The sequence below is a fragment of the Methylobacterium sp. D54C genome, from assembly GCF_053345595.1.
On sequence record NZ_JBKFAK010000003.1, the window covers coordinates 290,483 to 313,487 of the forward strand.

19 protein-coding genes are annotated in these 23,005 nt (G+C 71.4%); 8 read left to right on the forward strand and 11 right to left on the reverse strand.

Translation table 11 applies throughout. The features are described from left to right. The first annotated feature begins 12 nt into the window (after positions 1–12). Positions 13–936, forward strand: a complete 924-nt coding sequence (hemC, locus tag ACLBYB_RS10460) for a hydroxymethylbilane synthase (RefSeq protein ID WP_447698709.1) — start codon at positions 13–15, stop codon at positions 934–936. 10 nt (positions 937–946) lie between these two features. After that, positions 947–1,858 (forward strand): PhzF family phenazine biosynthesis protein, encoded by a 912-nt coding sequence (locus ACLBYB_RS10465; RefSeq protein WP_447698710.1) that lies wholly within the window; start codon positions 947–949, stop codon positions 1,856–1,858. A 50-nt stretch (positions 1,859–1,908) separates the two neighbouring features. Here ACLBYB_RS10465 and ACLBYB_RS10470 read toward each other — a convergent pair whose 3' ends face one another. The 4 genes from ACLBYB_RS10470 to ACLBYB_RS10485 form a co-directional block, all read right to left on the reverse strand. Continuing rightward, positions 1,909–2,037 (reverse strand): hypothetical protein, encoded by a 129-nt coding sequence (locus ACLBYB_RS10470; protein ID WP_280141588.1) that lies wholly within the window; start codon positions 2,035–2,037, stop codon positions 1,909–1,911. Positions 2,038–2,059: 22 nt separating this feature from the next. Continuing rightward, positions 2,060–3,130, reverse strand: a complete 1,071-nt coding sequence (locus tag ACLBYB_RS10475) for a phytoene/squalene synthase family protein (RefSeq protein WP_447698711.1) — start codon at positions 3,128–3,130, stop codon at positions 2,060–2,062. Then, entirely contained in the window at positions 3,111–4,634 is a 1,524-nt protein-coding gene (locus tag ACLBYB_RS10480) for a phytoene desaturase (RefSeq protein ID WP_447698712.1), read from the reverse strand. Before ACLBYB_RS10480 ends, ACLBYB_RS10475 begins: the two co-directional genes overlap by 20 nt. A 74-nt stretch (positions 4,635–4,708) precedes the next feature. Then, a complete protein-coding gene (locus ACLBYB_RS10485; RefSeq protein WP_447698713.1) occupies positions 4,709–6,175 on the reverse strand; it encodes a hypothetical protein in 1,467 nt (488 codons plus the stop codon). 321 nt (positions 6,176–6,496) lie between these two features. Here ACLBYB_RS10485 and fcl point away from each other — a divergent pair, with 321 nt between their 5' ends. From fcl to ACLBYB_RS10500, 3 genes are all read left to right on the forward strand, one after another. Continuing rightward, on the forward strand, positions 6,497–7,468 hold the full coding sequence (gene fcl / locus ACLBYB_RS10490) for a GDP-L-fucose synthase (RefSeq protein ID WP_447698714.1): 972 nt from the start codon (positions 6,497–6,499) through the stop codon (positions 7,466–7,468). Positions 7,469–7,545: 77 nt separating this feature from the next. Then, positions 7,546–8,568 (forward strand): SGNH/GDSL hydrolase family protein, encoded by a 1,023-nt coding sequence (locus ACLBYB_RS10495; protein WP_447681328.1) that lies wholly within the window; start codon positions 7,546–7,548, stop codon positions 8,566–8,568. Between the two features lie 3 nt (positions 8,569–8,571). Continuing rightward, complete coding sequence (locus ACLBYB_RS10500) at positions 8,572–9,270, forward strand: GDSL-type esterase/lipase family protein (RefSeq protein WP_447698715.1); 699 nt, start codon at positions 8,572–8,574, stop codon at positions 9,268–9,270. Here ACLBYB_RS10500 and ilvD read toward each other — a convergent pair whose 3' ends face one another. Beyond that, positions 9,271–11,100 (reverse strand): dihydroxy-acid dehydratase, encoded by a 1,830-nt coding sequence (gene ilvD, locus ACLBYB_RS10505; protein WP_447698716.1) that lies wholly within the window; start codon positions 11,098–11,100, stop codon positions 9,271–9,273. 127 nt (positions 11,101–11,227) lie between these two features. Here ilvD and ade point away from each other — a divergent pair, with 127 nt between their 5' ends. Both ade and ACLBYB_RS10515 read left to right on the forward strand, forming a co-directional pair. Next, entirely contained in the window at positions 11,228–12,949 is a 1,722-nt protein-coding gene (gene ade / locus ACLBYB_RS10510) for an adenine deaminase (RefSeq protein WP_447698717.1), read from the forward strand. Positions 12,950–13,053: 104 nt separating this feature from the next. Next, on the forward strand, positions 13,054–13,479 hold the full coding sequence (locus ACLBYB_RS10515) for an organic hydroperoxide resistance protein (protein WP_447698718.1): 426 nt from the start codon (positions 13,054–13,056) through the stop codon (positions 13,477–13,479). A 123-nt stretch (positions 13,480–13,602) separates the two neighbouring features. On the opposite strand, the gene ACLBYB_RS10520 is transcribed toward ACLBYB_RS10515, so the two are convergent. The 6 genes from ACLBYB_RS10520 to ACLBYB_RS10545 all read right to left on the reverse strand — a co-directional run bounded on the left by ACLBYB_RS10520 (position 13,603) and on the right by ACLBYB_RS10545 (position 22,230). Continuing rightward, positions 13,603–14,436, reverse strand: coding sequence for an FAS1-like dehydratase domain-containing protein (locus ACLBYB_RS10520; protein WP_447698719.1), 834 nt, complete (start codon positions 14,434–14,436; stop codon positions 13,603–13,605). Between the two features lies 1 nt (position 14,437). Beyond that, on the reverse strand, positions 14,438–15,586 hold the full coding sequence (locus ACLBYB_RS10525; RefSeq protein ID WP_447698720.1) for an acyl-CoA dehydrogenase family protein: 1,149 nt from the start codon (positions 15,584–15,586) through the stop codon (positions 14,438–14,440). 10 nt (positions 15,587–15,596) lie between these two features. Beyond that, positions 15,597–16,346, reverse strand: a complete 750-nt coding sequence (locus ACLBYB_RS10530) for an SDR family oxidoreductase (RefSeq protein ID WP_447698721.1) — start codon at positions 16,344–16,346, stop codon at positions 15,597–15,599. Positions 16,347–16,380: 34 nt separating this feature from the next. After that, a complete protein-coding gene (locus ACLBYB_RS10535; protein ID WP_447698722.1) occupies positions 16,381–17,526 on the reverse strand; it encodes a CaiB/BaiF CoA transferase family protein in 1,146 nt (381 codons plus the stop codon). A gap of 236 nt (positions 17,527–17,762) precedes the next feature. Next, on the reverse strand, positions 17,763–20,927 hold the full coding sequence (locus ACLBYB_RS10540; RefSeq protein WP_447698723.1) for an efflux RND transporter permease subunit: 3,165 nt from the start codon (positions 20,925–20,927) through the stop codon (positions 17,763–17,765). A gap of 49 nt (positions 20,928–20,976) precedes the next feature. After that, positions 20,977–22,230, reverse strand: coding sequence for an efflux RND transporter periplasmic adaptor subunit (locus ACLBYB_RS10545; protein WP_447698724.1), 1,254 nt, complete (start codon positions 22,228–22,230; stop codon positions 20,977–20,979). Positions 22,231–22,485: 255 nt separating this feature from the next. Between ACLBYB_RS10545 and ACLBYB_RS10550 the strand changes: the two genes are divergently transcribed. Continuing rightward, positions 22,486–22,713 carry an HOOK family protein gene (locus tag ACLBYB_RS10550; protein ID WP_447698725.1) on the forward strand — a complete coding sequence of 76 codons (228 nt, stop codon included), beginning with the start codon at positions 22,486–22,488 and terminating at the stop codon, positions 22,711–22,713. Positions 22,714–23,005: the final 292 nt, after the last annotated feature.

The window sequence follows — 23,005 nt, forward strand, 5'->3', positions numbered from 1 at the left end:
GATCCGGAACAGATGTTGAACCGCCCCCTGCGCATCGGCACCCGCGGCTCTCCGATGGCGCTCGCGCAGACCGGGATGGTGCGCGACCGGATCGTGGCGGCCAATCCGGGCCTCGAGACCGAGCTGGTGGTCGTGACCACCGTGGCCGACAAGATCCTGGACCGGCCCCTGTCCGAGATCGGCGGCAAGGGCCTGTTCACCAAGGAACTCGAGCAGGCCCTGTTCGCCGGCGAGGTCGACGTCGCCGTGCATTCGATGAAGGACGTGGAGACCTGGCTCCCCGACGGCCTCACCATCGCCTGCATCCTCGCGCGCGACGACCCGCGGGACGCGTTCCTGTCGCCGCACGCCGACGGATTGGCGGGGCTGCCGGCCGGCGCCCGGGTCGGGACCTCGTCGCTCCGCCGCGGCGCGCAGGTGCTGATGCGGCGGCCCGATCTCCGAGTGGTCCCGCTGCGGGGCAACGCCAACACCCGGATGCGCAAGCTCGAGGCCGGCGAGTGCGACGCGACGCTCCTCGCCATCGCGGGCCTGGAGCGCCTCGGCCTGGAGAGCATGGCGCGCAGCGTCCTGTCGGTCGAGGAGATGCTGCCGGCCGTGGCGCAGGGCGCCCTGGGCATCGAGTGCCGCTCGGACAACGCGGCGATCCGCGACCTCCTGGCGCCCATTGCCTGCGGGCGGACCACCATCGCGGTCTCGGCCGAGCGGGCGCTGCTCGCGGAACTCGACGGGTCCTGCCGGACGCCCATCGCCGCCCTGGCGCAGATCGACGGGGACACTCTGCGGATCGACGGGCTGCTCTTCCTGCCCGACGGCAGCCGCCACTGGGCGGCGTCCCGGCAGGGGCCCGTCGCGGAGGCGGAGCGGATCGGCCGTGAGGCGGGCGCGGCGCTCAAGGCGGCGGCCGGCGACACCTATACCCGCCACCTCCAGTGAGGGCCGGCCGATGCCGCCCGTGACTGTGGTCGACGTCTTCACGCACGCCGGCACGGGCGGCAATCCCTGTCCCGTCGTCTCCGACGCGCGGGCCCTCGACGCGGAGGCCATGCGGGGCGTCGCCCGGCGGTACGGCCACGAATCGGGCTTCGCGCTGCCGGCCGATGACCCGGCCCACGATCTGCACCTCCGCTTCTTCGTGCCGAACCACGAGATGGAGATGTGCGCCCACGCCACGATCGGCGTCCTGTGGGTGCTCGCCCGCGAGGGGCGCCTCCCGGAGGGGTCGGTCCGCATCGCCACCGGCAGCGGTTCCGTAACGGGGTTCGTCAGCCCGCGCGGCGCGGATGCTTGGAGCGTCGCGATCACGCAGTCGGTCGGCCGCGTGCGGCCCCTGGCGGACGAGCAGAGCGCCGCAGCCCAAGCGGCGCTCGGAATCGGGCGCGACGCCCTCGCTGCGCGGCCGGTCCACAACGCTGTGACGTCCCGGATCAAGACGCTCGTGCCGATGCGCGACGCGGCGGCGCTGAACGCCCTCGCGCCCGCCAGCGATGCCGTCGAGGCTGCCTGCACGCGGATCGGGTCGACCGGGCTCTACCCCTACGCCGTGCTCGACGGCCCGGCCCGGCTGTTCGAGGCGCGGCAGTTTCCCCGCGCCTCCGGCTATCCCGAGGACGCCGCCACGGGCATCGCGGCCGCCGCCCTGGCCTTCGGGCTGTTGCAGGACGGCCTCATCGAGCCGGACGACCGTCCGATCCGGATCCTGCAGGGTCGGGCTATGGGCCGCCTGTCCGAGATCCGGGTGCGGCTCGGCTTCGTGGACGGCCGCCCGGTCGGGTGCCTGCTGGAGGGCGATGTCGCGCTTGCCGGATCCGCCGACCGCGTGACCGCGACGGATGAGGGCGGCCGGATCGCGGGGTAGTGGCTCACCGCGCCGTCACGGCTCGGAGGCCGCCGTCGGTAACCGTGGCCTCAATCCACCTTGCCGTCCCGGTCGCGGCGGATGCTGCGGCGGACCGCGATGAGCTGCCAGACCCCGACACCCAGCGCCAGGGCGAAGACGAGTCCGATATCGAGGGCGGCGAACAGCCCGTCGCGCACCGATGAGCCTCCGCCGCGTCGATCAGGACGGTGCGGAGCGGCCGAACGCCTCGCGCTCGCGCATCCGCTCGATCAGGTCGAGGACGTGCACGACCCGGCCGCCGACGTCCCACCAGGGCCGCAGCGCCGGGCGCGCGCGCATCGGCAGGACCGGCTCGGCCGCCACGGCCTCGATCAGGAACGCCGTCTCGGGAAGCGGGGCCGCGCCGAGGCCGGCCGCGTCCGCGGGCGTTCGGATCGCGCGGACGATCAGGGCGAGCTTCCGCGCCGTCGTGACCCGGGCGCGGTGGCGGACCGAATCGTAGCCCTGCGCCGCGACGACCCGGCCGATCTCGGCGTAGATCAGCCCCGCCGCCCGGATCGAGGGCCGGCAGCCGCGTGGTAGCACCGCGATGCCCGCCTCGGCGCGCGCGTAGAGGCTGTCCGCCTCGGAGAGGAGGCGGGCCACCACGCCGGCCAGGACCGGGCTCGGCCGCGGATCGGCGAGGAACGCGTCCGGATCGAGCCCCGCCTCCCGCATCCAGTCCAGCGGCAGGTAGAGGCGGCCCATCCGCGCGTCCTCGCCGACGTCGCGCGCGATGTTGGTGAGTTGCATCGCGGCGCCGAGATCGCAGGCGCGGGCCAGCGCGTCGGGACAGCGGGTCCCCATGATCAGGGCCATCATCGCCCCGACCGAGCCCGCGACCCGGGCAGCGTAGGCGTGGAGCGCCCCGAGATCGGCGTAGCGCCGGCCCTCGGCGTCCCAGGCGAAGCCCTCGATCAGCGCGCGCGGCAGCGCTTCCGGAATCGCGTGGGCCGCGACGATCTCCGCGAAGGCGCGGTCCGCCGGGGCGTCGGCGGGACGGCCCGCATAGGCCTGGCCGATCCGGGCCTCGAGACGCGCTACGGCGCCGCGCCGGTCGGCCGGGCTCGCCGCATCGTCGACGAGATCGTCGGACAGCCGGCAGAAGGCGTAGAGGCCGTAAGCCGCCTCGCGCATGTCGGCCGGCAGCAGCTGGCCGGCCGCGAAGAAGCTCTTCGAGCCGGCCCGGATCGCCATCCGGCAGGCGGTCCGGTCGGCCGCGGCGGCGAATTCAGGCGGTAACGCGGGCATCGGGGACCACGCTGTCGAGGATGCGGGCGGAGGACAGCACCCCGGGGAGGCCGGCCCCCGGATGCGTGCCGGCCCCCACGAGGTAGAGGTTGCGGACTGCGCTCGACCGGTTGTGCGGACGGAACCAGGCCGATTGTGTCAGCACCGGCTCCAGGCCGAATCCGGAGCCCCGGTAGCTCAGGAAATCGTCCTGGAAATCCAGCGGCGTCGTCACCTTCGAGGTCAGGATGGCCTCCGACAGCCCGGGCATCACGCTCGCCTCGAGCAGGGCGGCGATCCGGCGCCGGTACGGTTCGGCGAGGGTCTGCCAATCCTGGCCGCCGGCGAGGTTCGGCACCGGGGCCAGCACGTAGAAGGCGTCGCATCCCGGTGGGGCGAGGCTCGGATCGGTGGCGGTCGGACGGTGCAGGTAGAGGCTCGCGTCCTCGGCCAGCACCTTGCGGTCGAATATGTCGGCGAGCAGGCCGCGGTATCGGGGCCCGAGCAGGATCGTGTGGTGATTCACCGCCGGGTAGCGCCGCTTGGTGCCGAAGTACCAGACGAACAGTCCCATCGACGAGCGGGCCCGCTGGAACCGCCCCGGGCTCCAGCGCTGCGCCTCCGGAAGCAGGCGCGCGTGCGTCACGGCCGAATCGGCGTTGGACACCACGACGTCGGCCGCGATCGTCTCGCCGCCGGTCAGGTCGACGCCGGTGGCCGCCCCCGCCTCGACCCGGATGCGCGCGACCTCGACGCCGAGGCGCAGGCGGCCGCCCTGCGACCGGATCAGCCGCACCAGCCCGTCGACCAGCTGCCCCGTACCGCCCATCGCGAAGTGAACGCCCCAGCGCCGCTCGAGGTCGGCGATCAGGCAGTAGATGGCGCTGGCCCGGAACGGGTTGCCGCCGATCAGGAGCGGATGGAAGCTGAAGACCGTGCGCAGCCGCTCGTCGCGGATGAAGCGCGCCACCACGTCGTGCACCGAGCGGTGTCCCGAGAGGCGCAGCAGATCGGGCGCGATCTTGAGCATCGCGCCGACACTGCCGAACGGCACGTGTCCGAGCTGCTCGAACCCGATCCGGCAGACGGCGCGGCTGTGCGCCATGAAGCGCTCGTACCCCGCGACGTCGTCCGGCGCGAAGCGGGCCACCTCGGCGCGCATCCGGTCCACGTCGCCGCTGTAGGCGAAGGACGTGCCGTCGGCGAAGCGGATCCGGTAGAACGGATCCATCGGCACCAGCGTCACGTCGTCGGCGAGCCTGCGGCCGGCCAGCTGCCACAACTCCTCGAAGAGCTGGGGCGCGGTGACGATGGTCGGACCAGCGTCGAAGGTGAAGCCGTCCTGCCGGTGGACGCGGGCCCGTCCCCCGGGCTGCGCGAGGCGCTCCAGCACGGTGACCCGATAGCCGCGCGCGCCCAGCCGGACCGCCGCGGCGAGGCCGCCGAAGCCCGAGCCGACCACGACGGCGTGCGGGCGCCGATCGATCTCTTGCGCAACCCGATGGTCGACCGCGAGTGTCAGCATTGCTTGACACTATCGCGGTCCTTTCCCGCCGCGCAAGGACGAAATCAGGCGCGTCCCTGGCGATGATGGCCGTGTCAGAACTCGCCCGCGAGACCGGCGCGGACACCGACAGCGTTGTCGCCGCCGTAGGCCACGCCGGCGGTCACCGCGATCGGGACGCAGCAGGTCGGCAACCGGTGCGCCACAGCGAGACCGCCGGCCCACTCGCCCCGGTAGGTCGCCCCGTTGGTGGCCCAGGTCGTCTTGCCCGGCGCCGACGGCATCGGCGCGGTCGCCATCGCAATGGCCATGGCGACGCCCTGCCGGGCCTCCTTGCGGGTCTGGATGGCGTAGCGCTGGACCGAGTCGGTCTTGGCTTCCAGGTTGTTGACCTGCGCCTGCACCGAATCGATCCGATTGCCGAGGCCGGCGATCGTCGACGGTCCGTAGGCCGAGGCCGCGAGGTTACCGTTCGCGTCCGTGGTCACGAAGGCCGTGGCTCCGCTCTGCGCGGCGGCGCTCGCCTGCGAGGCGATGCCGGCGAGCCTGTAGGTGTTCGCGGAATTGCCGATCGCGACCTGGTTGGCCTGGGTCGTCTTCACGTTCGCGCCGATCGCAATCGTGTTGGCCTGGTTGGCGGCCGCCCCGTTGCCGAGCGCGACGCTGTTGTTGCCGGCCGCCGAGGCGGCCGCACCGACGGCGGTGGATCCGGTCCCGGTCGCGCCGGCGACGAAGCCCAGGGCGGTGCTGCCGGCTCCGGACGCCGCGGAGGCCGTGCCGATGGCCGTTCCGCCGAGGCCCTGCGCGCTGGCCGCGTAGCCGAGGGCGACGCTGCCGGTGTTGGCGGCGCTGGCGCCCGTGCCGACCGCGGTCGAGGCCGTCCCGGCCGCGCTCGAACCGTAGCCCACCGCCAGCGCATCGCTGCCGACGGCGATCGGCGCGGCCTGGTTGCTGGTGTTGTTGGCGGCGACGCCCGTGACGCTCGTGAGCTGCGAGAGCCTCAGTTCGTTGATGACGGTCTGCCCCTGGGACTGCGTCACGTTGCCGGTGATGATGTAGATGCCCTGATTGGACCCGCCACCGGTACCACCACCACCGGTTCCGCCTCCGCCGGTCCCACCCCCGCCGGTGCCGCCGCAGGTGCCGCAGCCGCCCGTTCCGGTCCCTCCTGCGGTTCCCAAGGTGAGACCGGTGCCGAGCAGCCCGTCTCCCGGACCGGTCGTGCCGACGAGCACGCCGGTCCCGAGCACACCCCCGCTGGTGGTTCCTACGTTGAGGCCGGTCCCCAGCACGCCGGTGCCGGGATCAGTGGTACCGACCGTGACGCCGGTGCCGAGAAGCCCGCCGCTCGTCGTGCCGACATTGAGGCCGGTTCCGAGCACGCCGCTGCCGGGGCTGCTCGTGCCGATCGTGAGCCCGGTGCCGAGGATGCCATTCGAAGTTGTATCCAAGGCGCCGCGCAGGAGCTGCGCCTGGGCGGGCGTCGCCAGGGCCGTGCAGAGCAGGAGCCCGGTCGCGATCGGGATCGCGCGGGCGGCGCCCGGACGGAGGACAGCGATCATCGCAGTCCGCGGCGTAACCGGGACGACGGTCAAGGGACGCATCTGGAACTCCATTGCTGCGCGGCCGGGGAGCGATTCCGATCCGGCCCTGCAACCCGTTGGTCGGCAAGCAGGAACGAGATGCAGCTTCTGGTAGAATGATTAACGCTAACTTTCAGTTGTATTTGGTTTCGTCGTTTCCCGTACAATGACGCGGTTCGCGGAGGCCGGCGCGCGCCTCGTCGCCCGCCTCAGAAAACGCGTGTTTGCGCGGCGATATCGCGCCGCAAAGGGGCTATAGGGGCTTGGAAATCCGAGCTTTCGGCAGGGAACGGACGCGTGATGGACGGTCGAGGTCAGACCATTTTCGTGGCGGGCCATCGCGGCATGGTGGGCTCGGCGATCGTGCGTCGCCTGCGTGAGCTCGGTCACGAGCGGATCCTCACGGCCGACCGCCGGACCCTCGACCTTTTCGATCAGGCCGCGGTCCGGCGCTTCTTCGCCGAGAACCGCATCGACCAGGTCTACCTCGCCGCCGCGCGCGTCGGCGGCATCCACGCCAACAACACCTACCCGGCCGAGTTCATCCACGAGAACCTGCTGATCCAGTCGAACCTGATCGACGCCGCGCACACGCACGGCGTCGACCGGCTGCTGTTCCTGGGCTCGTCCTGCATCTACCCGAAGCTCGCGCCCCAGCCGATGCGCGAGGACGCCCTGCTGACCGGGCTGCTCGAGCCGACCAACGAGCCCTACGCGATCGCCAAGATCGCGGGGATCAAGATGTGCGAGAGCTACAACCGCCAGTACGGGCGCCGCTATCGCAGCGTGATGCCGACGAACCTCTACGGCCCGAACGACAACTTCCATCCCGAGAACGCCCACGTGCTGCCGGCGCTGATGCGCCGCTTCCATGAGGCGAAGCGGGAGGGTCTGGCGAAGGTCACGGTCTGGGGCACCGGCCGGGCGATGCGCGAGTTCCTGCACGTCGATGACATGGCGCGGGCCAGCGTCTACGTGATGGAGATGGACGACGCGGTCTACGCCGCGAACACGCGCCCCGACCTCTCGCACATCAACGTCGGGACGGGTGAGGATTGCACCATCCGTCAGCTCGCCGAGGCGCTCGCGCGGGTGATCGGCTACGGGGGGGAGCTGGCGTTCGACGCGACCAAGCCCGACGGCACGCCGCGCAAGCTGATGGACGTGTCGCGGCTGCGGGCGATGGGTTGGCGGCCGGAGATCGCCCTCGAGGACGGCCTGCGCCAGACCTACGGCTGGTTCCTGGAGAACCACGCGACGCTGCGGAGCTGACCGGGCCCGCAGTCCCGCCGCCCGGCTCACCGACCATCGCACAGCCACCGGGCATCCGCCCGGCGAGGAGACGGACCATGGCCCACCGGCCGCCCGACGACAGCGCGGACGCGCGACGGCGGAAGTTCCTGCAGAGCTTCCAGAACTTCGACGCGAACAGCCGGTTTCCCGCGCCCTACGCGCAGTTCGCCGGGAAGCCGCTGACCGAGGCGTCCGGTCAGGGCTGGCGCTACGACGCCCTTGGGTATCGCAACGACGCGCACGCGGACGCGCGGCCGCCCTCCGAGACGCTGCGGGTCTTCGTCGTCGGCGACAGCACGCTGATCGACGGCCAGGTCTTCGCCGATACCGTGCCCGGACGCCTGGAGACCGGGCTGAAGCAGGCGCACGGGCCCGGCGCGCGGGTCTACAATTTCGGCGCGGTCTCGGCCTGTCTCAACCAGATGATCGCCCTGATCACGACGCGGCTGATGGACCTGCAGCCCGACGTCATCCTGGTGGTCGGCGGCGCGACCGACATCTTCCAGCCGTGGAGCTTCGATCCGCGGGCCGGCGTTCCCTACAATCACTTCGCGAACGAGAGCCTCTACGACTACTTCTTCGACCCGAGGAAATCCGCCGAGGACGCGGAGGACCTGTCGTATGACGGCCTGCAGGCGATGATCTTCAATCGCCTCGAGAACCTGCGCGCGCTGACGAACTGGCAGTCCGACATCTGGGAATGGGAGGTGGTGCGGCAGTTCGAGCTGGCGCTCAGGCGCCTCGCGCGGCTCGCGCCCGGGATCGGCGCGCCGGTCCGGTTCCTCCTGCAGCCGACGGTCGTCCGCAAGGGGGCGCTCGCGGGCGCGGAGGCCGGCGCCGCGTCCGGCGCGTTCCTCGCCTATCTCGACCGCCAGTACGAGCGCTTCGAGAGTGTCCTCGGGCGGCTGGACACGGCCGACCGGTCTTTCGCGGCGCGGGATCTGAGCCGGCTGTTCGAGGCCGACGCCCGCGCCCTGTTCACCGACATCGTCCACGTGACTTCGGAGGGGCGCCAAGTGATGGCCGACCGTCTCCAGGCGGAGGTGGTCGAGACGGTCGGGGCGGCGACGGCCGCCTGAGCCATGGCCGAACCGATCGTCTTCGTGGGCGACTCGATCACGGAGCTCTGGGGCTTCCACCGGGCCGGCACTTTCGAGGCCTACGACCTCATCCCCCGTGGCGGCTCCGGGCAGACGGCGCGCTGGATCACCATGCGGTTCGCCCGCGACCTCGCGGAGACCGGCGCCCGGGGCGTGCATCTCCTGTGCGGCGTCAACGATATCGGCCGCAACGAGGGTGTCTTCGTCCCGGTCGAGGAGATCTGCCGCACGCTCGCCGGCATGCTCGACGAGGCCCGTGCCCTGGGCGTGAAGGCCTGGATCGGCTCGCTCACGCCGGTGGACGGCATCCCGTGGAATCCGGAGGTGCGGGACGCCCCCGCCATGATCGCGGCGGTCAACGCGTGGCTCCGGGATCACGCCCACGAGCACGGCGCGACGTTCATCGATTACCACGCCGTGCTGGTGTCCGAGACCGGCGGACTCCGGCCGGATTACGGGACGGACGGGCTCCACCTGAGCCCGGCCGGATACGCGGCGATCGAGCCGTTGATGCTCCGGGCGCTGGGGCGCATCCCGGACGCCCCATCCGCCCCTGCCCTGTCGGTGAACGGTGCGCCCGCGAACACGGCCCGGTCCGTCCGCGCGCGCCTCATCGGCGTCGCGGTGGTGGCGGCGGCCCTGTTGGCCGCCATCGCCGCCCTGGTCCTCGAGCTCCGCTGATCAGACCCGGCGCACCGCGCCGTGCGCCGCGCTCGTCGTGAGCATGGCGTAGGCGCGCAGGGCCGCGCTCACCTTCCGCTTGCGCGGCTTCGCCGGCTGCCAGCCCGCCGCCTCCTGGGCGGCCCGCCGCTGGTCGAGCTCCCCCGTCTCGACATCGAGGTGGATGCGCCGGTTCGGGATGTCGATGGCGATCCGGTCGCCGTCCCGCACGAGGCCGATGAGGCCGCCCTCGGCCGCCTCGGGCGAGACGTGCCCGATGGACAGGCCCGACGACCCGCCGGAGAATCGTCCGTCGGTGACGAGCGCGCAGGCCTTACCCAGACCCTTCGATTTCAGGTAGCTCGTCGGGTACAGCATCTCCTGCATGCCGGGGCCGCCGCGGGGGCCCTCGTAGCGGATCAGCACCACCTCGCCGGCCGTGACCTTGCCGTTGAGGATGCCGTCGACGGCCGCGTCCTGGCTCTCGAACACGCGGGCGGTGCCCGTGAAGGTCAGGATCGAGGTGTCGACGCCCGCGGTCTTCACGATGCAGCCCTGCTCGGCGAGATTGCCGTAGAGCACGGCGAGGCCGCCATCCTGCGAGTAGGCGTGCGCCGCGTCGCGGATGACGCCGCCCTCCCGGTCGAGGTCGAGCGCGTCGAAGCGCGATTCCTGGCTGAACGCCACCTGGGTCGGCACGCCGCCCGGGGCCGCGCGGTAGAAGGTCTGGACCGAGGCGGCCGGTTCGCCGCGCACGTCCCAGCGGGCGAGCGCCCCGCCGAGCGTTCCGGCCGAGACGTTGCCGACGCCGGTGTCGATCAGGCCGGCCCGGTCGAGCTCGCCCAGGATCCCCATGATGCCGCCCGCCCGGTGGACGTCCTCCATGTGGACGTTGGCCACCGCCGGGGCGACCTTGCACAGCACCGGCACCCGCCGGGACAGCCGGTCGATGTCGGCCATGGTGAAGGGCACCTCGCCCTCGTGGGCGGCGGCCAGCAGGTGCAGCACCGTGTTGGTCGAGCCGCCCATGGCGATGTCGAGGGTCATGGCGTTCTCGAACGCCTGGAAGCTCGCGACCGCGCGCGGCAGCACGCTGGCGTCGTCCTGCTCGTAGTGGCGGCGGGCCAGATCGACGATCAGATGGCCGGCCTCGACGAAGAGGCGCTTGCGGTCGGCGTGGGTGGCGAGCACCGAGCCGTTGCCCGGCAGCGCCAGACCCAGCGCCTCGGTGAGGCAGTTCATCGAGTTCGCCGTGAACATGCCCGAGCAGGAGCCGCAGGTCGGGCAGGCGGAGCGCTCGATGACGGCGACGTCCTCGTCGGAAATCCGGTCGTCGGCCGCCGCGATCATCGCGTCGACGAGGTCGACCTTCCTGGCGATGCCCGGCAGCTGGACCTTGCCGGCCTCCATCGGGCCGCCCGAGACGAAGACGGTCGGGATGTTGAGGCGCAGCGTCGCCATCAGCATGCCGGGGGTGATCTTGTCGCAGTTCGAGATGCACACCATCGCGTCGGCGCAGTGCGCGTTGACCATGTACTCGACGGAATCGGCGATCAGCTCGCGGGACGGCAGCGAGTACAGCATCCCATCGTGGCCCATCGCGATCCCGTCATCGACCGCGATGGTGTTGAACTCCTTGGCGACGCCGCCGGCCGCCTCGATCTCCCGGGCGACGAGCTGGCCGAGGTCCTTCAGGTGGACGTGGCCCGGCACGAACTGCGTGAAGGAGTTCACCACCGCGATGATCGGCTTGCCGAAATCCGAATCCTTCATGCCGGTGGCGCGCCAGAGGCCGCGGGCACCGGCCATGTTGCGGCCGTGGGTGGTGGTGCGTGAGCGATAGGCAGGCATCGAGAGCTTCGACTGGTTCAAAGGTGAAGGGCTTCTGCGCCCGCGCCCGCGCATCCGCAAGCGTCGCCGGGAGACCGGCACCCGTGGCATGCTTCTGGCGGATGGCAGGAGGGAGGGGCGGATCACGATGACACAGGTGGATTTCCTCCGGCGCGCGATCGCGCAGGGTCAGGGCCGGGCCGAAGCCGATCTGGTCCTAAAGGGCGGCCACTTCCTCGACCTCGTCACCGGCGATCTGGTGGCCTCCGACATCGCGATCTGCGGCGACCGGATCGTCGGGACCTTCGGAGCGTATAGCGGCACCCGGGAGATCGACGTGTCCGGCAAGGTCGTGGTGCCGGGCTTCATCGACACGCATTTCCACGTCGAGTCGTCGCTGATGCCGCCGCAGGAATACGAGCGGTGCGTCCTGCCGCACGGCGTCACCACCGGGATCTGCGACCCGCACGAGATGGCCAACGTGCTCGGCACCGACGCCTTCACGTGGTTCCTCAGATCCTCCGAGACGCTGGCGATGGATCTGCGGGTGCAGCTCTCGTCCTGCGTGCCAGCCACCGACCACCTGGAGACCTCGGGCGCCCGGATCGAGGCGCAGGATCTCCTGCCCTTCGCGACGCACCCGAAGGTGATCGGCCTCGCCGAGTTCATGAACTTCCCGGGTGTTCTGGCGAGCGACCCGGGCGTGCTGGACAAGCTCGCGGCCTTCCAGGGGCGGCACATCGACGGGCACGCGCCGCTCCTGCGCGGCCTCGGCCTCAATGGCTACATCGCGGCGGGCATCCGCACCGAGCACGAGGCGACATCGCCCGAGGAGGCCCGCGAGAAGCTGTCGAAGGGCATGACCGTGCTGATCCGCGAGGGCTCGGTGTGCAAGGACCTGCACGCCCTCGCGCCGATCCTGACCGAGCGGACGGCGCCGTTCCTGGCCTTCTGCACCGACGACCGGAATCCCCTCGACATCGCCGAGGAGGGGCACCTCGACTTCGTCATCCGCACGGCCATCGCCCTCGGCGTGCCGCCGCTGGCCGCCTACCGGGCGGCCTCCTGGTCGGCGGCCCGCGCCTTCGGGCTGCACGACCGGGGCCTCGTCGCGCCCGGCCAGCGCGCCGACCTCGTGGTGCTCGACGATCTCGCCGCCTGTGCCGTGTCGCAAGTCCTCAGCGCGGGCCGGCCGGTGGACGCCGCGCTCTTCGACGCGCGCGCGTCGATCGAGCCGATCGGCCGCCGGAGCGTGCGGGCGCGGCACGTGACGGCCGCCGACTTCGCCGCTCCGGGCTCCGGGCCGTCGACGCCGGTGATCGGCGTCGTGCCCGGCAAGATCATCACCCTGCGGCACGACCTGACCCTGCCCTATTCCGGCGGCGAGCGCCGGATCGACCTCGACCAGGACGTCATCAAGGTCGCGGTGGTCGAGCGCCACGGCCGGACACAGCCGGGCGCGCGCGGCGTCGGGGTCGCGTTCGTGAAGGGGTTCGGCCTCAAGCGCGGCGCCATCGCCTCGTCGGTCGGGCACGACAGCCACAACATCACGGTGGTCGGGGCGGACGACGCCGACATGGCCGTGGCGGTGAACCGGCTCGGCGCGATCGAGGGCGGCTTCGTGGTGGTCGAGGGCGGCCGGGTGCTGGCCGAGATCGCGCTGCCGGTCGCCGGGCTCATGAGTCTCATGCCGTTCGACGCCATCCGCCGCTCGCTCGTAACCTTGCGCGACGCGGCGCGAAGCCTGGAGGTCGTCCTTCCCGAACCCTTCCTGCAGGTGGCCTTCCTGCCCCTGCCTGTGATCCCCCACCTGAAGATCACCGATCGAGGGCTCGTCGATGTCGACCGCTTCGCGCTGATCGATCCTTGAAACGCTGATTGATCCTTGAAATTAGATTGTGCGCAATCTAAATGGGCTGTGCGGAAGCGAGTCGGCACCTACATGCCGGCGGCATCCCCAAACCGGAGAGTCCCATGCCCGTAGACGTGAAGTACCGCACCACCGCCACGGCCACCGGCGGCCGCGACGGCGCCGCCCGGACTGCCGACGGCAGCTTCGAGGTCAAGCTCTCGACCCCGAAGGAGCTCGGCGGCGCGGGCGGTCCGGGCGCGAACCCGGAGCAGCTCTTCGCGTCCGGCTACTCGGCCTGCTTCCTCGGCGCCATGAAGGCCGTCGCGCCGTCGCTGCAGCTGAAGGTCCCGGCCGAGACCACCGTCACCGCCGACGTCGGCATCGGCCCGCGCTCCGAGGGCGGCTTCGGCATCACCGCCGACCTGACCATCAGCCTCCCGGGCCTGGACGGCGCCGACGCGCAGAAGCTCGTCGACGCCGCCCACCAGGTCTGCCCGTACTCCAACGCGACCCGCGGCAACGTCAACGTTGGCCTGAAGCTGGCCTGATCCCGCCCGGGGCCGGCCCGCGGACGCGTCCGCGGGCCGCTGTGCCGCTTTTGCCCGCGCGCGGCGCGACGGCGGTGCCGATCCCGTCCCAATCTTGGATGCGGACCGAGCGTCCGCGGCCGCTCACCCGTCGGCCCGGGCCCGCATGCAGACCTGGCCCCCCGCGTCGAGGGTCGCGCCCTCGAACGCCGTCCCGGCGACCCGCCCGCAGACCCGAAACACCTGGTTCGCCGTCATCGGCGCGACGCCGCGATACGTGAACGTCCGCGGCACGCGTCCGAGGAGCGTCGCGGCGAGGTTCATCAGCAGCGTCGCCTGCATCGGGCCGTGCACGACGAGGTCGGCGTAGCCTTCCACCCGCGTCGCGTAGGGCTGGTCGTAGTGGAAGCGGTGGCCGTTGAAGGTCATCGCCGAGTAGCGGAACAGCAGCGTCGGGGTCGCCGGCACCTCCCAGATCACCGCGTAGGATTCGGAACCGTCGCGCTCGGGCGCGGCGCCGGTTCCCGTCTGCGCGCCCGCCGCCTCGCGGTAGACGATATCCTGCCGCTCGCGGATCGTGACGCCCCGTTCTGTCGAGACCGTGTGGTCGACGGTGACGAAGCACAGGCTCCCGCTCCGCCCGCTCTTGAAGGCGACGTCCCGCACGGTCTCGGTGCGCGTGACCGTGTCCCCCGCGCGCAGGTCGGAGAGCGTCTCGATCTCGCCCCCCGCCCACATCCGCCGGGGCAGCGGCACCGGGGGCAGGAAGCCGCCCTTGGCGGCGTGGCCGTCGGGCCCGAGGGAGTCGGCCGGCGGCGTCTCCGGCGCGAGGCACCAGTGCAGGGCCGGCGGCGCGATCCCGTCGGCGACCGGCGCCAGGTGCGGCGCGAAGGTCGCGCGGAACTCGGCGAGGAGGCGCGGGGTGACGAGGTCGGACGCCGCCCGCGTCCGGCCGATCCAGGCGCTGAGATCGGTCATGTCAGTACGAGCGCGGCAGGCCGAGCACGTGCTCGGACAGGTAGGCGAGGATCAGGTTCGTGGAGATCGGCGCGACCTGATAGAGGCGCGTCTCGCGGAACTTGCGCTCCACGTCGTACTCCTCGGCGAATCCGAAGCCGCCATGGGTCTGGATGCAGGCGTTGGCGGCCTCGAAGGAGGCGTCGGCGGCGAGCATCTTGGCCATGTTGGCCTCGGCCCCGGGATTGGCCCCGCCCTCGTAGAGGGTCAGCGCCTCGCGGACCATCAGCTCGGCCGCGCGCATGTTGGCGTAGGCCTTCGCGATGGGGAACTGCACGCCCTGGTTGGCACCGATCGGCCGCCCGAAGACGGAGCGCTCGCCGGCATAGGCCCGGGCCCTGTCGATGAACCACTTGGCGTCGCCGACGCACTCGGCGGCGATCAGGATCCGCTCCGCGTTCATGCCGGACAGGATGTAGCGGAAGCCCCTGCCCTCCTCGCCGATGAGGTTCTGCGCCGGAACGCGGAGATTGTCGAAGAACACCTCCGTGGTGGCGTGGTTCATCATCGTGCGGATCGGCCGGATCGTCAGGCCGTTGCCCTTGGCCGCGCGCATGTCGACGAGCAGCACCGACAGCCCGTCCGTGCGCTTCATGCCCTCGGCCCTCGGCGTGGTGCGGGCGAGGAGCAGCATCAGGTCCGAGTGCTCGGCGCGGCTGGTCCAGATCTTCTGGCCGTTGACGACGTATTGATCGCCCTCCAGGCGGGCCGTCGTCTTCAGGCTGCCGGTATCGGTGCCGGAGGTGGGCTCGGTCACGCCGAAGGCCTGGAGCCGCAGGCGCCCCTCCGCGATGACCGGCAGGTACTCGGCCTTCTGCGCCTCCGAGCCGTGCCGCAGCAGCGTGCCCATCGTGTACATCTGCGCGTGGCAGGCGCCGCCGTTGCAGCCCGCCCGCTGCACCTCCTCGAGGATCGCGGCGGCCGCCGAGAGCGGCAGGCCGGCGCCGCCGTACGCCTCGGGGATCAGCACCGACAGGTAGCCGCTCTCGGTCAGCGCGTTCACGAATTCGGTCGGGTAGGCCATCTCCCGGTCGAGGGCCCGCCAGTACGGTCCCGGGAAGCCGGCGCAGAGCTTGGCGACCGCCTCGCGGATCTCGGTATAGGCTTCCATCGGGGGCTCCTCAGGCCGTGCGGCCGCCGTCGACGGGGAGATCGACGCCGGTGATGAACGCCGCCTCGTCGGAGGCGAGGAACAGGGCGGCGGCGGCGATGTCGCTCGCCTCCGACAGGCGCCCGAGCGGGATCGTGGCGATGAAGCGGTCGCGGTTCTCGGGCGTGTCGAGGACGCCCATGAAGTGCTCGAGGAGCCCCGTGGCGCCCATCACCGGGCAGAGGGCGTTCACCCGGATCTTCCAGGGCGCCAGCTCCAGGGCCAGCGACTTCGAGGCAAGGCTCGCCGCACCCTTGGAGGCGTTGTACCACGTCAGACCCGGGCGCGGCCGCAGCGCCGCCGTCGAGCTGACGTTGAGGATCGCGCCGCCGCCCGCGTCGCGCATCAGCGGGGCGACTTCCCGGACGTAGTGGAAGATCGACTTCACGTTGACCCGGAAGACCCGGTCGAAATCCTCCTCCGTCACCTCCATCAGCGGCTTGTTGCGGTGGGTGGTGCCGGCATTGTTGACGAGAATGCTCGGCACGCCGAAGCGCTGCCGCGTCTCGGCGACGCTGGCGGCGACGTCGGCGGCCAGACCGACATCGGCGGCGATCGCGATGGCGTTGTCGCCGATCGCCGCCGCGACGCGCCCGGCCGCCGCGCCGTCGATGTCGACGCAGGCCACCCTGGCGCCCTCCGCGGCGAAGCGCTGGGCGATCCCCGCCCCGAAGCCGCTGCCGGCCCCCGTCACGAGCGCGATCTTGCCGTTCAGTCTCATCGTCTCCTCCCGCCCACGCCGATGTGCTGTCAGATCACTGTCCTCGAGCGCGGAGCGCGAATTCCTCGCGGATCCGCGCCCCGTGCTCGTCGATCGCGGGGACCGGCCCGAGGGCGCGGACCGCGCCGTCGATCAGCACCGGCGGCGCCACGATTCGGGCCGGCCCCGAAGGCGTCCGGACCTCCGCGCGGATCAGCGCCGGGTGGGTGGCGAGGTCCGCCAGCGTGTTGACGAAACCGTAGGCGGTGCCCGCCGCCTTCAGCCGGGCGGCGGCCGCGTCGCGGCCCAGCCGCACCAGCGCGGCGCCGATGCGCAGATCGACCGCGGCGCGGTTGGCCACCCGGGCGTTGTTGGACGCGAAGCCCTCGGCCCGGGCGAGCTCCGGCTCCCCGAGCACGCCGGCGCAGAAATTCGCCCATTCGCGCTCGTTCTGGATCGAGATCAGCACGAGGCTGCTGTCGGCCGTGGGGAAGGCGCCGTAGGGGCAGATCGACGGGTGCGCGAGGCCGACCCGCTGGGGCGCCTTGCCGGTCCCCTCGAAGTAGAGCAGCGGGACGTTCATCCAGTCGGCGGCGCCGCTGAACAGGCTGACCTCCAGGGCGCAGCCCTGCCCGGTGATCCCGCGGGCGATCAGCGCCTCGAGGACCGCGGCGTGGGCGTCCATCCCGCAGGCGACGTCGCAGACGGAGACGCCGACGCGGCCGGGCCCCGCCGGGTGGCCGGTGATCCCGGCGAGCCCGCTCTCGGCCTGGACCAGCAGGTCGTAAGCCTTCATGTCGCTGTAGGCGTTGCCGGCGCCGTAGCCGGAGATGTCGACGGTGATCAGCCGGGGGTAGCGCGCGCGCAGCTCCGCCGAGCCGAAGCCCGCCCGGGCCGCCGCGCCGGGGGCGAGGTTCTGCACGAACACGTCGGCCTGCGCGAGGATCGCGTGCAGCAGGCTGCCGTCGGCCGGATCCTTGATGTCGGCGACGAGGCTCTCCTTGCCGCGGTTGAGCCAGACGAAGTAGCTCGCCAGCCCGTTGACCGCCGCGTCGTAGCCGCGGGCGAAATCCCCCTCCGGCCGCTCGATCTTGATGACCCGGGCCCCGGCATCGGCGAGCCGCGAGGTGCAGTAGGGCGCGGCGACGGCCTGCTCCAGGGCGAGCACGGTCAGCCCTCGCAGCGGCAGGTTCTGGCTCATCCGCATCCTTCGGCTTCCCGCGGTCTCAGAGGGCCGGTGCCGCATGAACTGGAACGGCGAGAAGCCCCGCCAAGCGGGCCGCGGTGACAGGGCTGCCCGGCCATTGGCTTCGGGACGCCTCTTCCGCGACGCTCAGCGACTCTGCGCGCGGAGCGAAGCGATCCAGGGAAGCGCGACGTCGGCGAGCGCGGCGCATCTGGATCGCTTCGCCGCGCTCGCGAAGACGGCGGTTAGCCTCACTCCGCCGCGCGCAACGCCGGCGGGCCGCGGACCTCCTCCACCGGCTCGGGGTCATCGAGCGCCGCGTCCACCGCCTGCGGCTTGTCGCGGAACGAGAAGCGGTGCGCCAGCCGGTCGAGGTAGATGTAGATCACCGGCGTGGTGAACAGCGTCAGCACCTGGCTGACCGCGAGGCCGCCCACCATGGCGTAGCCCAGCGGCTGCCGGATCTCCGAGCCAGTCCCGGTGGCGACCATCAGCGGGATGCCGCCGAGCAGGGCCGCCATCGTGGTCATGAGGATCGGCCGGAAGCGCAGCAGCGCGGCCTTCCGGATCGCGACCTCGGGCGAGAGACCCTCCTCCCGCTCGGCGACGATGGCGAAGTCGACCAGCATGATGCCGTTCTTCTTCACGATGCCGATGAGGAGGATGATGCCGATCAGCGCGATCAGGCTGAAGTCGAACCCCGCCCACATCAGCACCGCCAGGGCGCCGACACCGGCCGAGGGCAGCGTCGACAGGATGGTGATCGGGTGGATGAAGCTCTCGTAGAGGATGCCGAGGATCAGGTAGACCACGAACAGGGCCGCCAGGATCAGCAGCGGCACCGTCGAGAGCGATTGCTGGAAGGCCTGGGCGGTGCCCTGGAAGCCGCTCACCACGGTCGGTGGGACCTGCAGCTCCCGCATCGCCCGGCCGATCGCCTCCGTGGCCTGCCCGAGGGCGACGTCGGGAGCGAGGTTGAAGCTGATCGTCACCGCCGGGAACTGCCCCTGGTGGTTCACGGCCAGCGGCGCCACCGGAACCGTCGTCCAGCGGGCGAAGGCCGCCAGCGGCACCTGCCCGCCGCCGATCGGCGCCTTGATGTAGATCTTGTCGAGGCTCTCGACGCTGCCCTGCAGCGCCAACAGAACCTCCAGGACGACGTGGTAGCTGTTGAGCTGCGTGAAGTACTGCGCGATCTGGCGCTGGCCGAACGCGTCGTAGAGCGTGTCGTCGATGAGCTGGGGCGTGATGCCGTAGCGCGAGGCGGCGTCGCGGTCGATCGACAGCGTCAGCGTCGTGCCGCGGGTCTGCTGGTCGGTGGCGACGTCGCGCAGCTCCGGCAGCGTCTTCATCTTGTCGAGGATGCGCGGCGCCCAGGTGTTCAGCTCGGCGAGGTCCGGGTCCTGGAGGGTGTACTCGAACTGCGTCCGCGAGGTGCGGCCGCCGGTGCGCACGTCCTGGGTCGCCTGGATGAAGGTCCGGATGCCCTCGACGCGCTCCAGCTTGGGGCGCAGCCGGCCGATCACCTGGAAGGCGTTGACGTCGCGCTCGTCGCGGGGCTTGAGCGTGATGTACATGCGCCCGGAATTGAGCGCCTGGCCGTTGCCGCCGAGCGACATGCCGACGGTGGCGACCGCGGGATCGGCCTGGACGATCGCGCCGACCTTCTCCTGCAGCGCCTTCATCGCCGAGAAGGAGATGTCCTGCGACGCCTCGGTGACGCCGATCATAAAACCGGTGTCCTGCTGCGGGAAGAAGCCCTTCGGGATGGCGACGAACAGGTAGCCGGTCAGCGCCAGCGTGGCGAAGAAGACCAGCAGCGTGACGCGGCGGAAGCGCAGCGCGACGTCGAGGGCGTCGGCGTAGACCGCGAGCAGCCAGTCGAAGGCGGCCTCGCTCATGCGGTAGAGGCGGCCGTGGCGCTCGGCGTCGTGGGATTTCAGCAGCCGCGAGGCCATCATCGGGGTCAGCGTCAGAGACACGAAGGCCGAGACCGCGATGGTCATCGACAGCACCACGGCGAACTCGCGGAACAGCCTTCCGATGATGCCGCCCATCAGCAGGAGCGGGATCAGCACGGCGATCAGCGACACCGAGATCGACACGATGGTGAAACCGATCTCGCCCGCGCCCTTGAAGGCGGCCTCCATGGGCCGCATTCCCTCCTCGACGTAGCGGCTGATGTTCTCCAGCACGACGATGGCGTCGTCGACCACGAAGCCGACCGAGATGGTGAGCGCCATCAGCGAGAGGTTGTCGAGGGTGTAGCCCGCCATCCACATCAGCGCGCAGGCGCCGAGCAGCGCGAGCGGCACGGTCACGCTCGGGATCACGGTCGCCCAGAAGCTGCGCAGGAAGACGAAGATCACCCCGACGACCAGCGCGATCGTCAGCAGGAGGGTGAACTGCACGTCCTCGACCGAGGCGCGGATGGTCTGCGTGCGGTCGCTCAGGATGCCGACCTTGATGGCGGCCGGCAGTGTGGCGGTCAGGCGGGGCAGCTGGGCCTTGATGCTGTCGACCGTGTCGATGACGTTGGCGCCGGGCTGCTTGAACACGACCAGGAAGATGCCGCGCTTGCCGTTGGTCCAGCCGGCCTGCTTGGTGTCCTCGGGGCCGGCGACCGCCTGTCCGATGTCGCGGACGCGCAGCGGCGCGCCGTCGCGATACGCGACGATGACGTCGTTCCAGTTGTGGGCCGCGGTGAGCTGGTCGTTGGCGTAGATGGTGTAGCTGTGGCTGCCGCCGTCGATGCTGCCCTTCGGGTTGTTGACCGTGGTGAGGGTGAGCTGCGCGCGCACGTCCTCCAGCGACAGGCCCTTGGCCACGAGCTTGGCCGGGTCGATCTGGATCCGCACGGCGGGCTTCTGCTGGCCGCCGATGAAGACCTGCGCGACGCCCGAGATCTGGCTGATCCGCTGGGCGAGCTGGACGTCGACCGCGTCGTCGACGTCGATCAGCGGCATGCTGTCGGAGGTGGCCGAGAGCAGCAGGATCGGCGAATCGGCCGGATTGACCTTGCGGTAGGTCGGCGGGGTCGGGAGGTTCTTCGGGAGCTGGCCGCTGGCGGCGTTGATGGCCGCCTGGATGTCGCTCGCGGCGCCGTCGATGTTGCGGTTGAGGTCGAACTGGACCGTGACCGTCGAGATCCCGAGGGAGCTCGTCGAGGTCATCTGCGACACGCCGGGAATCTGCGAGAACTGCCGCTCGAGGGGCTGCGCCACCGACGAGGCCATCGTCTCCGGGCTGGCCCCGGGGAGCTGCGCGGTCACCTGGATGGTCGGGAAATCCACCTGCGGCAGCGGCGCGACGCCGAGCAGCGGGTAGGCCACGATCCCGAGGAACAGGATGCCGACCATGATCAGCGTGGTCGCCACCGGGAACCGGATGAACGGTGCCGAGATGCCGCCCTTCATGGCCGGGCCCCGCGCGGGGACGCGCCCGCCGTGAGGCGTCCCGCGCGCGTCACTGGACCGCCTCCGCCTGCGCGGTGTGGGCCGCGTGCGGATCGGCCACGAGGCTGCCGTCCTGCACCTTGTACTGGCCGGCGACGATCACCCGCTCGCCGGGCCGGAGGTCGCCGCTGAGAACGCGCGTCCGCCCCGAATCCGAGCGGCCCGCCTTCAGCGCGCGCTGATGCGCCCGGCTGGCATCGTCCACCACGAAGGCGAACAGCCCGTCGGGCCCGTGCTGGATCGCGTCGTCCGGCACCGTCGTGGCGACCGCGACCGTGCCGACCCGCATCTTGGTGGAGACCGACAGGCCCGGCCACAGCGCGTGGTTCCTGTTCTCGTAGACGGCCTTGAGGCGGATCGTGCCCGTCGCGGTGTCGACCTGGTTGTTGAACAGGGCCAGCTTGCCGTCGGCGAGCTTGGTCAGCCCGTCCGACGTCCAGGCCTCCACCGGCACGTCACCGGCCTTGAGGGCCGCGGTGATGGCGGGCAGCTGATCCTCCGGGGCCGTGAACACCACGAAGATCGGCTCGACCTGGGTGATCGTCACGATCGGGGTCTGGCCGGCCGCGTTGACGATGTTGCCGATATCGACTTGCCGGAAGCCCGTGACGCCGTCGATGGGCGCGCGGATCGTGGCGTAGCCGAGCTGCGTCGTGGCGTTGTCGATGGCCGCCTGGTCGGACGCCACCTGCGCGGTGAGCTGGGCGACCAGGGCCGTCTGCGTCTCGGTCTGCTGCCGGGAGGCGAAGGCGCCCAGCCCGGTGTAGCGGACGAGGTCCGCCTTCGCGTTGCCGAGGTTGGCCGTGTCCTGCTCCTTCTTGGCCTTCGCCTGATCCAGCGCCGCCTGGTAGGGCCGCGGGTCGATCTGCACGAGCACGTCGCCCTTGCGGACGGTCTGACCCTCGCGGAACGCGACCTGCTGGATCTCGCCGTCGACGCGCGTGCGCACCTGGACGGTGTTGTACGCCTGGACGGTGCCGAGGCCGTTCGACACGAGGGCGAACGGCCCCTGCTCGACCGTGCCGAGGGTGACGGGCACCGGCAGCGGGGCCGCCGCCCGGGACTTCACCGCGGGCTGATTCAGGCGCGTGTAGCCGTAGGCGCCGCCGCCCGCGACGGCGAGCAGCAGGAGGATCAGGCCGGCCGCGCCCGAGCGCTTCTTCGCCGGTTTGGTCGCGGCGCGACGCGCGTCGCCGTGGCGCCGGTCCGTGACCGTCTCGTCCGCGCGAGACTCGTCGCGGTCGTGCACGTCCTCACTCAGCATGCGCCGCTATCCGCCCGTTGATCCGACCGCTTCGCGGGCCGGGATAATTTTGCATTCAATAGCATACAATGGCCGCGCCGGACATCGCGGCGCTCCCCGGATCGCGGCAATGTTCCGTGAGCGGAAAGCGTGCTACCGCCGCCGAGAGTGGGCCGCGCCGCGGGGCCCGACGCCCCGCGCGGACGACAGGCGCCCGGCGTGCCCGCGCGGGACGGCCGCCGACGCCGCGCCGAGGATGTGAGACCGGGACGCCGCATGGCCTCGACCCTGGAACTGGACGGCCTGAACGAACTGCGCGACGCGCTGATCGAGGAGCGGCAGGTCATCGTCGCGTCGGTGCGCAAGCTGCGCGACGCGCGGCGGCAGAAGGGCACCTTCGTGCTGGGCGACGGCGCGGATGCCGGGCCGCGGCTGGTCGCCGTGCAGGAGCAGATCGTCGTGGTCGAATCCATCATCGCCGCGCTGAAGCGATCCCGGGCCTGAGGTGCTCGCGGTCCGATCGGACGCACCCGTGCGGCGCCCGGGCCCTGGCCGATACCGGTCGGGATTGTCACAGTTCGGTGTCCGAGATGTTTCTGAGGCTCGCGGCGTGTGCGGCCCCGTGCGGACACTGTTCGAGGCGGCGGGCTGCGTGGCCGGTCGCGTATTTATCGATTATCGTCAATAGATTATTGAATTCATGTCCCGGCAGGCGGCGGAACAGCGGCTCCGGATGCAATTCGGTCCAGCCGGATCATCGTCCCGGTCGATCGACCGCCGTCAGCCTCCCCATCCT